Origin of the sequence: Streptomyces sp. MUM 2J (assembly GCF_022414535.1) — a bacterium.
Lineage (GTDB): Bacteria > Actinomycetota > Actinomycetes > Streptomycetales > Streptomycetaceae > Streptomyces.
Map to the genome: position 1 here is coordinate 51460 of NZ_JADWYM010000011.1, position 12648 is coordinate 64107.

Below are 12648 nucleotides of genomic sequence, written 5' to 3' on the forward strand. Positions count from 1 at the left end.
AAAGTGGGCTGGCCTGTGCCCCCGGACACGCTCTCCCTCGCTTCTCCCTCGCATCCAACCACGTACGGCTGGAAGGGCGCTCATTACCCATGGGTTACCCAGCCGCGGGCAGCGTCAGACGGCCCCGGGCCAGGACCCGGGCCAGGGCCTCCACCACCTCGGGCGCGTAGTCACCCGCCGTGCCGAGCCGCAGTTCCTCCAGTGCCGCCGGCGCCCCGCAGGGTCCGGCTTCCCGCGCCCTCTCCTCGTACGCGTTCACCGCCCGGACGATCCGCGCCTCCACCGGCTGCTCAGCGTAGGGCTCCGCCTGCCGCTCCACCACCGTGGCGACCCGGGGATCGACCCCGGTCCGCCGGACGACGGCCCCACCGAGCAGGGCGATCCGCCGCTGTTCGGCCGGCGGCAGACCGGCGGTGGCCCCGGCCGGCACCGGATCGACGAGGCTCAGCTGGCCGATGTCGTGCATGAGGGCGGCGTACTCCAGCACGGTCAGCTCCGGCTCCCGCAGCCCCAGGTCCCGCCCGACCGCCTGACAGAGCGCGGCGACGCGGCGGGCGTGCCCGGCGGGGGTGTACCCGGCGATCTCGGTCGCCCGGGCGAGGGAGGCGATGGTCTGCCGGTAGGTCGCTCGCACGGCCGCGTACCGGCGGAAGGACACCTGGGTGAGCAGCAGCGGCAGACAGAACACCGGCAGCGCCCACAGCCCGGCCACGGCCACCGCGAGCGCCATCACCGCGCCGGTCGCGCAGACGGCCGGGCCGATGCCGGCCAGCGCCCACAGCTCGTCCCGCAGCAGCGGACCGAACGGCCACCCGGTGCGGGCGCGGGCGAGGGCCGCCGCCAGTACGGCGTCACACAGCGCGGTGAGCGCCATCAGCATCAGCAGGAGCAGGGCGTAGGCGGGGCCGACCAGGGCGTCGAGCAGGCCCCGGTCGTACAGGGGCTGGAAGCACACGGCGGCGAACGCCGCGGTGAGCACCCGGCGGACCAGGTGGTCCAGCGTGGGGCTCGTGCCGCACGCGATGTGCGGCACGCTGCCCAGTGCGGACGCCGCGGACACGACCGTGACGACCTGCGCGACCCCGTGGTGCGTCGGCTGCCCGGCGTGCCCACCCAGCAGCGCGTACGCGAGCGCCCCGGCGGCTCCGAGCGGCGCGGTCTCCCGCAGCCTCGGCCCGCGCCACCGGGTCAGCTCCCCGACCGCCACGAGCAGGCCGAACGCCAGGGCGACGGACGGCTCGGCCGTCCCGCTGCGCAGGGTGCCGGCCAGGCAGCCGGTGACGAGCAGCCCCGCCGAGGCCCTGACCAGGACGAACAGCGACGACGGCCGGAGGGAGACGCCCCCGCGCCGGGGGCTCACCGAGGCCCTCCCGGGCCGCCGGGCGCCGCATCGGGGCCTGCGGGACCGGTGAACGGGCCGGCGGGCCTGGTGTGCGCAGGTGTGGAGCCGGCCGCGGGGGCGCGGGGACGGGGCGGGCGGGGCTCGTCGGACGTGACGGCGGGGTGCCAGCCGTACCGGCCGAGGGCGCGGACCAGGGCGTCCACCATCCGTGGGTCGAACTGCGCGCCCGCACACCGTCTCAGTTCCTCCAGCGCGGCGGCCACCGGCCGGGCCCGCCGGTAGGACCGGGTGGAGGTCATCGCGTCGAAGGCGTCGGCGACGGCGACCACCCGGGCGGGTTCCGGGATCCGCGGTCCGGCCAGGCCGTGGGGATATCCCTTGCCGTCGAGGCGCTCGTGGTGGTGCAGGATCGCCGAGCGGGCCTCGCCGAGGAAGGAGATGCCGCGCACGATCTCGTGCCCGTACTCCGGGTGCAGTTCGATCACGCGTCGTTCCTCGGGCGTCAGCGGACCGTCCTTGCGCAGCAGCCGCGTGGGGACGCCGAGCTTGCCCACGTCGTGCAGGATGCCGGCGAAGCGCAGTACCTCCACGCGCCGGTCGTCCATGCCGAGTTCCCGCGCGATCATCACGGACGCCTGGCCGACACGCTCGCTGTGCCCGCGGGTGTAGCCGTCCTTGAGGTCGACCGCCTGCACCAGCGCCCGGATCGTCTCCTGATGGGCGGTGCGTTCCCGGTGGGCCTGGGCGAACACCCACCCCGACACGTACATCGGCAGCAGGACCAGCAGCGCGGCGACGGGTCCGTGCGGGCTGCTCCACAGCACGGCCATCATCAGCCCCGCCAGCCCGTGCACGGCGACCGGTGCGGGGAAGCGCGGGAACACCCTGCGCCAGGTCCGCCACGGGGGCGCGTGTTCCGCGAGGGCCAGGACGCCCGCGTCGAGCGTGGCGAGGACGAGGCAGAACGCCAGCACGGCGGCCCCGGCCGGGGCGAGCACCGCGGGGAAGTCCGCCGCCGCGACGGCGGCCCGCCCGCCGAGCAGCCCGTGCAGCCGGGCGGCGGCCCACACGGCGACGGCGAGCTGCGCGGCCCGCCACACGCGCCGCAGCGGCGTGGTCCGCCCGGTGCCGCAGGACAGCAGTGCCCCCGGCACCGCGACGAGGGCCGCCGCGGGCGGGGGCAACAGGAAGGCGCCGGCGAGGAGCACGGGGTAGAACGTTCCGGCGAGGTGCCGCCGCGCCGTGTGCTCGCCTGCGGCGTACAGCACCGCCAGCAGCGCCACCGCCCCTTTGGAGACCGGTGCGGACGGCAGCGGCAGGAGGAGCGCACACGCGCCGGCGGCGACGCAGGCGACATACGCGTGCACCCGCGGTGGAACCGTCTCCACGCGCCCTCTCCCCCCTGACCGCGGCGTACCGGAATCGGGAGCCTAGGGCGGCGAGGGGGAGGTCCGCGGGTGGATGACCCACGGATTAGCACGTTCGGGTGACGGCGGTCCGTCCGCGGGGGACGGTCAGGACTCCTGCGGCGCGGCCGGTGCCGTCCCGCCGGCCGTCAGGTCGTGATCGGGGACCGCCTGTCCCGAGCGGATCAGGTCGATCCGGCCCATGACCTTGGCCCGCAGGTCGGTGGGCACGTCGTCATGGCCGCAGCACCGCTTGACCAGCTTCTTCACGGCCTGTTCCAGGCCGTACTTCTCCAGGCACGGCGAACACTCCCTGAAGTGCTGCTGGAACTTGTCGCGATCGACGTCCGGCATCTCACTGTCGAGGAACTCGTACAGATGGTCGAGTACCTCACTGCAGTCCGTCTCGTGCGGCTCTCCGCAGCTCATGAGCCCGAGCCTTTCGCTTCGTTCGACTCCCCGGCGCCGGCCGGGACGAGCCCGCGCTCGCGCGCGTAGTCCTCCAGCATGCCGCGCAGTTGCCGGCGGCCCCGGTGCAGCCGGGACATCACCGTACCGATGGGTGTCCCCATGATGTCGGCGATCTCCTTGTACGCAAAGCCCTCCACGTCCGCGAGATAGACGGCGATGCGGAACTCCTCGGGGATCGCCTGGAGCGCTTCCTTGACGTCCGAGTCGGGCAGGTGGTCCAGCGCCTGCGACTCGGCGGAGCGCAGCCCTGTCGACATGTGCGACTCAGCCCGGGCCAGCTGCCAGTCCTCGATCTCCTCGGCCGCGCTGCGCTGCGGTTCGCGCTGCTTCTTGCGGTACGAGTTGATGAAGGTGTTGGTCAGGATCCGGTACAGCCAGGCCTTGAGGTTGGTTCCCTCGCGGAACTGGTGGAAGGACGCGTACGCCTTGGCGTACGTCTCCTGCACCAGGTCCTCGGCGTCGGCCGGGTTGCGCGTCATGCGCAGCGCCGCCGAGTACATCTGGTCCAGGAACTCCAGCGCGTCCCGCTCGAAGCGGGCGCTGCGCTCCGCCGTCGTCTCCGCTTCCGCGTCCGTGCCCGGGCCCTCGGGCAGCTCCGCCTGTCCGTTGTCGGTCCCTGCGTCGGTACCGGTGACCGGACCCACCTCCTCAAGTGTCGTCGTGAGACCGAAACCGGTCCCAGGACCGGCCCCACTCGAATCGGAGGATAGACGACGATCCGGTCCGCCCGCCGCTCGAACAGAAGCGGTCGTCGCCGCGTGCAGCACCGTCCAGTCCAGGTCGGACCGGCTGCTGCGGCTCGGGCAGTAGATCGAACCCATGCGGCGGACTTCCTCTCCCACGGCGTCGGCGCTGGTGCACCAGCGCTTCTGTCCGCCACAACAGTGGACGCGTGCCCGGCATTCCCGGCCCTCAGGCGAGTGAGCCGGCCCACTTCACCACGGCGTCGGTGAGCGCCTCCAGGGCCTGCTCCTGGGTGATCTCCGCGCGCCGGGGCACCGCGAAGCCGTGGTCCGCCTGGGGCACCTCGACGAGCTCGTACCCGCCCTCCGGGAACTCCTCCGGCCGACCGAAGGGGTCTCGCCCGCCCTGGACGACGAGCGTCGGCACCCCGGCGCCGAGCAGTTCCCCGGCCCGCGACCTCTCCGGCCGGCCGGGTGGATGCAGCGGGAAGCCCAGGGCGAGCACGGCCTGCGCGCCCAGTTCGGCGGCGGTCCGGCAGGCGACCCGGGCCCCGGCGCTCCGCCCACCGGCGATCACGGGCCTGCCGAGGGCGGTGAGTGCGGGCCAGACGCCCCGCCAGCCGGTGTCCAGGGTCTTCGGCGCGGGGGCCACCTTCCTGCCGGCCACCCGCCAGGGCTGCTCGACCAGGGCGACGCCCACCCCGTGCTCCGGGAGCACCCGGGCAAGGGCCTGCAGGTCGCGGGCCTCGATGCCGCCGCCCGCCCCGTGGCCCACGGCGAGGGTCAGGCGCGGTCGCCCCGCCGGGTGCCAGGTGATGCGGGCCGGGCCGACGGCCGTCTCGACAGTCTCGATGCGCTGGGTGTTCACGTCAGAAGAGTGTGCCCTCTTCCGGCGCCTCCAGCTCCTTCAGCAGCTCCGGGCCGTTGTTGCGGACGTTGCTCACCGCCGTGGAGACGGGGTAGGCACGCATCAGGCCGGGCGGCGGGGGCGCGAGCAGCGCGCGCAGGTCGTCGGGGTCGGTGCGGTTCGGGTCGAGCCACGCGTCCCAGCGGTCCGGGGTGAGCATCAGCGGCATCCGGGGGTGGATGTCGGCCAGTGAGCGCGGCCCCTCGGCGGGGGCCACCGCCAGCGGCGTCCGCTCCGCCTCCGTGGTGATCACCGAGCAGGTCACCCACCAGGCCCGCGGATGGTCGTCGGGCAGCGTCCGGTCCCGCCAGAACTCGTACACGCCGGCCATCGCGAACACCGACCCGTCGGCGGGCAGCACGAAGTACGGCTGCTTGCGGGGCCGCTTCCGCTTCCCCTCGACCTCCAGATCGCGCTCCTGCGTGCCGGTGACCCACTCGTAGTAGCCGTCGGCGGGCAGGATGCAGCGCCGGGTGGCGAAGGCCCGGCGGTAGGCCGGCTTCTCGTGGACCGTCTCCGCCCGGGCGTTGATCATCCGCGCCGCGCCCTCGGGCGACTTCGCCCACGCGGGCACGAGCCCCCAGCGCAGACTCCGCAGCTGCCGAACCGGCCGGGGGTCGTCAGCGTCCTTCAAAGGACGGTCCAGGACGGCGTACACCTCCTTGGTCGGAGCCACGTTGTAGTCGGGCGCCAGCGTCTCCCGCGGCTCCGTCCCCCCGGGGAGGACCCCCGTCTCGATCTCGAAGACACCTGCGAGATCCTCGGGCCTACGACTCGATGCATACCGTCCGCACATACGTGCCACCCTGCCAGACTCCGCACAGCCGAAGGAGCCACTCGCCGACATGGACAGCACCGCCGCCCTCGCGCTGCCCGACCTCTGGGACCGGCTCACCGGCACGCAGCAGGACCCGGACCTGTGGGTGGTCCTGGCCACCGGGGTCGTGGCCCTGGCCGCGGTGGTCCCACGACCCCTGTGGCGTGTCGCGCGCAACGCCATCACCATCGCCCACGAGGGCGGCCACGGTCTGGTGGCACTGCTCACCGGCCGGCAGCTGACCGGGATACGGCTGCACTCGGACACCAGCGGCCTGACCGTCAGCCGCGGCAAGCCGTACGGCCTCGGCATGATCCTCACGGCGGCGGCGGGCTACACCGCTCCGCCGCTGCTCGGACTGGGCGGCGCCGCGCTGCTGTCCGCGGGCCGCATCACGCTGCTGCTGTGGGTGGCGACGGCTCTGCTGGTCGCGATGCTGGTGATGGTCCGCAACGCGTACGGCGCGCTGACGGTGTTCCTGACGGGCGGCACGTTCCTGCTGGTGTCGTGGCTGACCGGCCCGCAGGTGCAGGCGGCGTTCGCGTACGCGGTGGTGTGGTTCCTGCTGCTGGGCGGCGTGCGCCCCGCCTTCGAACTCCAGGCCAAGCGGGTGCGGGGCGAGGCCGGCGACTCGGACGCGGACCAGCTGGCGCGGCTGACGAGCGCGCCGGCCGGTCTGTGGCTGTTCCTGTTCCACGCGGTGTCGCTGTGCTCGCTGATGGGCGGGGGCCGGTGGCTGCTGGACATATGACGTCCACCCGCGGTGCCGCGGGCGAACGACCTCCTCGGCCTGCTTATAAAGTGGGCCCATGGTCCCGAACCCCGCACACACCGCCCTCTGGCCCGCCCCGCACGCGAGCGGAGCCGTCGACGCGACGGTCCACGTGCCCGGTTCCAAGTCGGTCACCAACCGGGCTCTCGTCCTCGCCGCCCTGGCCTCCGAACCGGGCTGGCTGCGCCGCCCCCTGCGCTCGCGCGACACGCTGCTGATGGCGGACGCGCTGCGGGCGATGGGCGTGGAGATCGAGGAGGGGATCGGCCCGGACGGCACCGGCGAGGCCTGGCGGGTGCTTCCCACCGGCCTGCGTGGGCCGGCCTCGGTCGACGTCGGCAACGCCGGCACGGTGATGCGCTTCCTGCCCCCGGTCGCCACGCTGGCCGACGGCCCCGTCCGCTTCGACGGCGACCCGCGCTCGCACGAGCGACCCCTGAACGGCGTGATCGACTCACTGCGCGCCCTCGGCGCACGGATCGACGACGACGGCCGGGGCGCCCTTCCCCTGACGGTGCACGGCGGGGGCGCCCTCGACGGCGGCACGGTGGAGATCGACGCCTCCTCGTCGTCCCAGTTCGTCAGCGCGCTGCTGCTGTCCGCCCCGCGTTTCAACCAGGGCGTGGAGGTCCGCCACATCGGCACCGCCCTGCCGTCGATGCCGCACATCCGCATGACCGTGGACATGCTGCGCGCGGTCGGCGCCCAGGTGGACACCCCCGAGTCGGGCGGCGAGCCGAACGTCTGGCGGGTCACGTCGGGTGCGCTGCTCGGCCGCGACCTGACCATCGAGCCCGACCTGTCCAACGCCCAGCCGTTCCTCGCGGCGGCCCTGGTGACCGGCGGCCGGGTCGTCGTCCCGGACTGGCCGGCCCGCACGACTCAGCCGGGTGACCGACTGCGGGAGATCTTCACCGAAATGGGTGGTTCCTGCGAACTGACCGAGTACGGCCTGGTGTTCACCGGCTCGGGTGGGATCCACGGCATCGACGTGGACCTGGGCGAGGTCGGCGAGCTGACGCCGGGCATCGCCGCGGTCGCGGCCCTCGCCGACTCCCCGTCGACCCTGCGGGGCGTGGCCCATCTGCGGCTGCACGAAACGGACCGGCTGGCCGCGCTCACCAAGGAGATCAACGAACTCGGCGGCGACGTCACCGAGACGGCCGACGGTCTGCACATCCGTCCGCGGGCCCTGCACGGCGGCATCTTCCACACCTACGAGGACCACCGCATGGCGACGGCCGGTGCGATCATCGGCCTGGCGGTCGAGGACGTACAGATCGAGAACGTGGCCACGACGGCCAAGACGCTGCCGGACTTCCCCGAGCTGTGGACCGGGATGCTCGGGGCGTAGGGACGCAGGGACACGTCATGCGCCGCTACGGCAAGCACACCGACGAGGACGACATCCGCACCCGTCCGGGCCGCCGGGGCACCCGGCCCCGCTCCAGCATCCGGCCCAAGCACGAGGACGCCGCCGAGGGCATGGTCCTCACCGTCGACCGGGGACGGCTGACCTGCCTCGTCGAGGACCGCACGGTCGTGGCGATGAAGGCCCGCGAGCTGGGTCGCAAGGCGGCGGTGGTCGGCGACCGAGTGGCGCTCGTCGGCGACCTGTCCGGCAGGAAGGACACCCTCGCGCGGATCGTGCGCATCGAGCAGCGCGAGTCCGTGCTGCGCCGCACGGCCGACGACGACGACCCCTACGAGCGGGTGGTCGTGGCCAACGCCGACCAGCTCGCCGTCGTCACGGCGCTCGCCGACCCCGAGCCCCGGCCCCGGCTGATCGACCGCTGCCTGGTGGCGGCCTACGACGGCGGCCTGGAGCCACTGCTGGTGATGACGAAGTCGGACCTGGCCCCGCCGGACAAGCTGCTGGAGCTGTACGGCACGCTGGACATCCCCTACGTCGTGACCAGCCGCGAGGAGCTGGAGGACGGCGCTGCGGCGGACCGGGTCCGCGCCCAGCTGGAGGGCAGGGTCACGGCGTTCGTGGGCCACTCGGGCGTGGGCAAGACGACGCTGGTGAACGCGCTGGTGCCGGAGGAGCGGCGGCGCCTCACCGGCCGCGTCAACGCGGTGACGGGCCGCGGCCGTCACACGACGACCTCCGCACTGGCGCTTCCGCTGGCGGGCCCGGGCGGCTGGGTGATCGACACCCCCGGCGTCCGCTCCTTCGGTCTGGCCCACATCGATCCGTCGCGCGTGATCCACGCCTTCCCCGACCTCGAAGCCGGCACCGAGGGCTGCCCGCGCGCGTGCAGCCACGACGAACCGGACTGCGCGCTGGACGCGTGGGTGGCCGAGGGCCACGCGGACCCCGCTCGCCTGTACTCCCTGCGCCGGCTGCTGGCGACGCGGGAGCGGAAGGAAGGCGACTGACCTCCGCGTTGTTTGGGGGAGGGCGGGCCAGGCAAGTGCATAATCGCACCGAGCCGCCCTCCGAGGCTTCACCGGAGCCCCACCGGGTGCCGGCCGAGCGGTCGCGAGACGTGTGACGTACGGGAGGACAAGCACATGGCGTGGCTGCTGGTCATCGTCGCCGGCCTGCTGGAGACGGGCTTCGCCGTGTGCCTGAAGCTGTCCCACGGCTTCACCCGGCTGTGGCCCACCGTCGCCTTCGCCTGCTTCGCCCTCGGCAGCTTCGGCCTGCTCACCCTGTCCCTGCGCAAGCTCGACGTCGGCCCGGCCTACGCGGTGTGGACCGGCATCGGCGCGGCGGGCACCGCGATCTACGGCATGATCTTCCTCGGCGACCTGGTCTCCACCCTGAAGCTCGTCTCCATCGGCCTGGTGATCGTGGGAGTCATCGGCCTGCAGCTCTCGGGCTCGGCCCACTGACGGGTGACGGGCACCTGCCGGGACCCGACGCACTCCCCCGGGTGACGCGACGCCGCCGGGGCGGCGCGTGGGCGAGATGACACGGCGGAGCCGGGGCGACGCGACGACCGGCGCCGGAACGCGGTGCGAGGGCGCGGCGCGGGTCAGAGGGCCTGGCGGTGCAGCACGCTGCGCACGAGGTCGGCGACGCCACCGTCGCCCGGCGGTGCGGACACGCAGGACAGCGCCAGGCGGACGACGAGTTCGCAGGACCGGGTCAGCTCTCCTCCGTCGCCGCGTGCGGCAACGGATCCGGCGAGGACCGCCACGGCCCGGTCGCGCACCAGCGCCACGAGGTCGCCGGGCGACGGAAGCGGGCCGTCCGCGCGCCGTTGCGCCGGTACGGCCGAGGAGGACGGCACGCCGGAGAGCGTCGGCGACGGAAGACGGTCGCTCCAGCAGCCGGTCAGCATGGCGCGCACCAACGCGTTCTCCCCGGCGGCCGAGGCCGTCCACTCGGCGGTGGCGGTCAGCCGTTCCCGAGCGTCTCCGGGCGCGGCCAGGGCCCGCTCGATCCCCGCGAGATAGCCGTCGGCCTCTCTGCGGACGAGCGCTCTGGCCAGGCCCTCCTTGCTGCCGAACTCGTTGTACAGCGTCTGCCGGGAGACCCCGGCGGTGGCGGCCACGTCCACCATCCGCACAGCGGGCCACGGCCGACGGGCCAGTGCCGTGAATGCGGCATCCAGCAGGGATTCCCGCGCTGCAGGCATCATCGCCTCCCTGGGGCGAGCGACTCTGCCCAGATTTGACGCGCACACCTGCACTGTCAAGGGGTTCGCGAGGTCACTCGGGGGCGCGTCACGCCGCTCGTGCATCCGCCACCGGGGCCGCGGCCGCGCCGGATGCCCGGTGGACCGGCCGGGCACAGGGCCGGGCGCCGGGAGCGGAACGGGTGCCTGCCGTGTCCACACCGCGACCGCTGTGGCCCTCCACCGACGGGGCCCGATACGGTGCCTCACATGCCCGACTACCTCGACGACCTCCGTTTCGCCCATGTCCTCGCCGACGCGGCCGACGCCACCACCATGGACCGTTTCAAGGCTCTCGACCTCAAGGTCGAGACGAAGCCGGACATGACCCCGGTCAGCGAGGCGGACAGGGCCGCGGAGGAACTCATCCGCGGCCACCTCCAGCGCGCCCGCCCACGCGACGCGGTCATCGGCGAGGAGTACGGGGTCGAGGGCACCGGTCCCCGCCGCTGGGTCGTCGACCCCATCGACGGCACGAAGAACTACGTGCGCGGCGTCCCCGTCTGGGCCACTCTCATCGCCCTGACGGAGGCGGGGGAAGGCGGCTACCAGCCCGTCGTCGGCGTCGTCTCCGCGCCCGCCCTCGGGCGCCGCTGGTGGGCGGCGAAGGGCCACGGCGCCTTTGCCGGCCGCAGCCTGTCCTCGGCCACCCGGCTGCACGTCTCCCGGGTCGGGAAGCTGGCCGACGCCTCCTTCGCGTACTCCTCCCTCTCCGGCTGGGAGGAGCAGGGCCGCCTGGAGGGCTTCCTGGGGCTCACCCGCCAGGTGTGGCGGACGCGCGCCTACGGCGACTTCTGGCCGTACATGATGGTGGCCGAGGGGTCGGTCGATCTCTGCGCGGAGCCGGAGCTGTCCCTGTGGGACATGGCCGCGAACGCGATCATCGTCACCGAGGCCGGCGGCACGTTCACGGGTCTCGACGGCCGTCCCGGACCCCACAGCGGCAACGCCGCGGCCTCCAACGGGCTGCTCCACGACGAACTGCTCGACCACGTGAACGGGCGCCGCTGAGAATCCCGAGGTGAGCACGCGCGCCCCCACGAGGCCGCACGCGCCCCCTTGTTGACCCGGGCTTTACCTGCAACTCTGAGAGTCCCCCCATTTGTGAATTTGTGAATCCGTGAACTAGCGTTCCGGATCACCGAGGAGGTGGCTCCATCCCATGCTCGTCCGCGACGCCATGAGCACGGTGGTCCTCACCATCGGCCCCGCACACACCCTCCGCCAGGCAGCCGCCCTGATGTCCGCCCGCCACGTCGGCGCGGCCGTGATCCACGACCCCGACGCCGGCGGCATCGGGATCCTCACCGAACGCGACATCCTCGACTGCGTGGGACTGGGCCAGAACCCGGACGCCGAACGCGTCCACGCGCACACCACGACCGATGTCGTGTTCGCCGCACCGACATGGACCCTGGAGGAGGCGGCCCGCGCCATGGCGCACGGCGGCTTCCGCCATCTGATCGTCCTCGACCGCGGCGAGCCGGTGGGCATCGTCTCGGTCCGCGACATCATCCGCTGCTGGGCGCCGGCACGGCAGCACGTGCCGGCATAGCCTCCCTCACGAAGGCCACCGCACCCCGCCGCCGCACACCGGCGGTCACCGTGAAAGAAGGTGCCGGGGGCGCCGACCCCCCGGGCATGCCCCCGCCCCGGGAAGCGTTCGTGGCTGAAACGGGCCGGCTCCTCCAGCAGCCGGCCCCGGACGGGCACCGGGTCCCGCGCCTTCCCACCACCCCCGCCTCTCGACCGAAGCCACCCTCGTTCCATATTTGATTCAGTCCAAGTTGAATGCAGATCTATTTCCGGGTCACGGCTAACTCCATGCAAGGTCGAAAGTCACACCCATTCAGAACCTGGTCCACTTGCTGTTAGGCTGGTCTCCATGAGTGACCTTCTGGAACGGCTGCGTGGACGCGGATGGCGGATGACCGCGCAGCGGCGTGTTGTGGCCGAGGTCCTCGACGGCGAGCACGTCCACCTGACAGCCGACGAGGTGCACGCCAGAGCTGTCGCCAAGCTCCCCGAGATCTCCCGGGCGACCGTCTACAACACCCTGGGCGAACTGGTCTCCCTCGGCGAAGTGCTGGAAGTCGCCACGGACAAGCGCGCCAAGCGGTACGACCCCAATGCGCACCGGCCGCACCACCACCTGGTCTGCGCCCGGTGCGGTGCGATCCGCGACGTCCATCCCACGGGCAACCCGCTCGCCGACCTGCCCGACTCGGAGCGGTTCGGCTTCACGGTCTCCGACGTCGAGGTCACATACCGCGGCGTCTGCCCGAACTGCGCGGCAGCGTAGGGAGACCTGCTCTCCGATCCCGCCCCGGCGCCCGACGGCGACCGGGGCCTTCCCCTACCCGACAGGGCTTCCCACAGGGGCCGAGCCGAGAAGCCGGGCCCACGGGCACCTCCGATCCTGCCGGCGCCTTCGGGCAGAACACACCGAGGGCCGGAAACCTTTCGGCTTCCGGCCCTCGGCCTTCAGTAGCGGGGACAGGATTTGAACCTGCGACCTCTGGGTTATGAGCCCAGCGAGCTACCGAGCTGCTCCACCCCGCGTCGGTGAACGCAACATTACGTGAGCGGGACAGCCGGAGGCAAATCGATGGGCGGACGCG

At 73.1% G+C, this 12648-nt stretch carries 14 protein-coding genes and 1 tRNA gene; 7 read left to right on the forward strand and 8 right to left on the reverse strand.

The features are described from left to right. Positions 1-94: 94 nt before the first annotated feature. The 6 genes from I3F54_RS12655 to I3F54_RS12680 form a co-directional block, all read right to left on the reverse strand. Positions 95-1360: an HD-GYP domain-containing protein gene (locus tag I3F54_RS12655; protein ID WP_374205916.1), complete on the reverse strand. Its 1266-nt coding sequence runs from the start codon at positions 1358-1360 to the stop codon at positions 95-97. After that, entirely contained in the window at positions 1357-2730 is a 1374-nt protein-coding gene (locus tag I3F54_RS12660; RefSeq protein WP_240118803.1) for an HD-GYP domain-containing protein, read from the reverse strand. Before I3F54_RS12660 ends, I3F54_RS12655 begins: the two co-directional genes overlap by 4 nt. A gap of 126 nt (positions 2731-2856) precedes the next feature. After that, positions 2857-3177 (reverse strand): mycothiol system anti-sigma-R factor, encoded by a 321-nt coding sequence (gene rsrA / locus I3F54_RS12665; RefSeq protein ID WP_240118804.1) that lies wholly within the window; start codon positions 3175-3177, stop codon positions 2857-2859. Continuing rightward, the gene (gene sigR, locus I3F54_RS12670) at positions 3174-3863 is read right to left on the reverse strand and encodes an RNA polymerase sigma factor SigR (protein WP_240118805.1); all 690 of its coding nucleotides are present in this window, start codon (positions 3861-3863) and stop codon (positions 3174-3176) included. Before sigR ends, rsrA begins: the two co-directional genes overlap by 4 nt. A gap of 268 nt (positions 3864-4131) precedes the next feature. After that, positions 4132-4770 (reverse strand): alpha/beta family hydrolase, encoded by a 639-nt coding sequence (locus tag I3F54_RS12675; RefSeq protein ID WP_240118806.1) that lies wholly within the window; start codon positions 4768-4770, stop codon positions 4132-4134. Position 4771: 1 nt separating this feature from the next. Further along, positions 4772-5605 carry an SOS response-associated peptidase gene (locus I3F54_RS12680; RefSeq protein ID WP_240118807.1) on the reverse strand — a complete coding sequence of 278 codons (834 nt, stop codon included), beginning with the start codon at positions 5603-5605 and terminating at the stop codon, positions 4772-4774. A gap of 49 nt (positions 5606-5654) precedes the next feature. Here I3F54_RS12680 and I3F54_RS12685 point away from each other — a divergent pair, with 49 nt between their 5' ends. The 4 genes from I3F54_RS12685 to I3F54_RS12700 all read left to right on the forward strand — a co-directional run bounded on the left by I3F54_RS12685 (position 5655) and on the right by I3F54_RS12700 (position 9239). Further along, positions 5655-6377: a M50 family metallopeptidase gene (locus I3F54_RS12685; RefSeq protein WP_240118808.1), complete on the forward strand. Its 723-nt coding sequence runs from the start codon at positions 5655-5657 to the stop codon at positions 6375-6377. 58 nt (positions 6378-6435) lie between these two features. Further along, the gene (gene aroA / locus I3F54_RS12690) at positions 6436-7752 is read left to right on the forward strand and encodes a 3-phosphoshikimate 1-carboxyvinyltransferase (protein WP_240118809.1); all 1317 of its coding nucleotides are present in this window, start codon (positions 6436-6438) and stop codon (positions 7750-7752) included. Positions 7753-7769: 17 nt separating this feature from the next. Then, positions 7770-8780, forward strand: a complete 1011-nt coding sequence (gene rsgA, locus I3F54_RS12695; protein ID WP_240118810.1) for a ribosome small subunit-dependent GTPase A — start codon at positions 7770-7772, stop codon at positions 8778-8780. Positions 8781-8915: 135 nt separating this feature from the next. Then, positions 8916-9239: a multidrug efflux SMR transporter gene (locus I3F54_RS12700; RefSeq protein WP_240118811.1), complete on the forward strand. Its 324-nt coding sequence runs from the start codon at positions 8916-8918 to the stop codon at positions 9237-9239. Positions 9240-9382: 143 nt separating this feature from the next. Here the strand turns inward: I3F54_RS12700 and I3F54_RS12705 are convergent, their stop codons facing one another. Next, on the reverse strand, positions 9383-9988 hold the full coding sequence (locus I3F54_RS12705) for a TetR/AcrR family transcriptional regulator (protein WP_240118886.1): 606 nt from the start codon (positions 9986-9988) through the stop codon (positions 9383-9385). 249 nt (positions 9989-10237) lie between these two features. Here I3F54_RS12705 and hisN point away from each other — a divergent pair, with 249 nt between their 5' ends. From hisN to I3F54_RS12720, 3 genes are all read left to right on the forward strand, one after another. Continuing rightward, positions 10238-11038, forward strand: a complete 801-nt coding sequence (gene hisN / locus I3F54_RS12710) for a histidinol-phosphatase (protein WP_240118812.1) — start codon at positions 10238-10240, stop codon at positions 11036-11038. A 151-nt stretch (positions 11039-11189) separates the two neighbouring features. Further along, positions 11190-11582 carry a cyclic nucleotide-binding/CBS domain-containing protein gene (locus I3F54_RS12715; protein ID WP_240118813.1) on the forward strand — a complete coding sequence of 131 codons (393 nt, stop codon included), beginning with the start codon at positions 11190-11192 and terminating at the stop codon, positions 11580-11582. Positions 11583-11912: 330 nt separating this feature from the next. Next, positions 11913-12329, forward strand: a complete 417-nt coding sequence (locus I3F54_RS12720; protein ID WP_240118814.1) for a Fur family transcriptional regulator — start codon at positions 11913-11915, stop codon at positions 12327-12329. A gap of 186 nt (positions 12330-12515) precedes the next feature. Here I3F54_RS12720 and I3F54_RS12725 read toward each other — a convergent pair. Continuing rightward, a tRNA-Met gene (locus I3F54_RS12725) sits at positions 12516-12589 on the reverse strand. Between the last annotated feature and the right edge of the window lie 59 nt (positions 12590-12648).

Coding starts and splice junctions, on each gene's coding strand:
- I3F54_RS12685 (WP_240118808.1), top strand. CDS start 5,655: ATGGACAGCACCGCCGCCCTCGCGCTGCCCGACCTCTGGGACCGGCTC.
- I3F54_RS12705 (WP_240118886.1), bottom strand. CDS start 9,988: ATGCCTGCAGCGCGGGAATCCCTGCTGGATGCCGCATTCACGGCACTG.
- aroA (WP_240118809.1), top strand. CDS start 6,436: ATGGTCCCGAACCCCGCACACACCGCCCTCTGGCCCGCCCCGCACGCG.
- I3F54_RS12700 (WP_240118811.1), top strand. CDS start 8,916: ATGGCGTGGCTGCTGGTCATCGTCGCCGGCCTGCTGGAGACGGGCTTC.
- rsgA (WP_240118810.1), top strand. CDS start 7,770: ATGCGCCGCTACGGCAAGCACACCGACGAGGACGACATCCGCACCCGT.
- hisN (WP_240118812.1), top strand. CDS start 10,238: ATGCCCGACTACCTCGACGACCTCCGTTTCGCCCATGTCCTCGCCGAC.
- I3F54_RS12715 (WP_240118813.1), top strand. CDS start 11,190: ATGCTCGTCCGCGACGCCATGAGCACGGTGGTCCTCACCATCGGCCCC.
- rsrA (WP_240118804.1), bottom strand. CDS start 3,177: ATGAGCTGCGGAGAGCCGCACGAGACGGACTGCAGTGAGGTACTCGAC.
- I3F54_RS12680 (WP_240118807.1), bottom strand. CDS start 5,605: ATGTGCGGACGGTATGCATCGAGTCGTAGGCCCGAGGATCTCGCAGGT.
- I3F54_RS12720 (WP_240118814.1), top strand. CDS start 11,913: ATGAGTGACCTTCTGGAACGGCTGCGTGGACGCGGATGGCGGATGACC.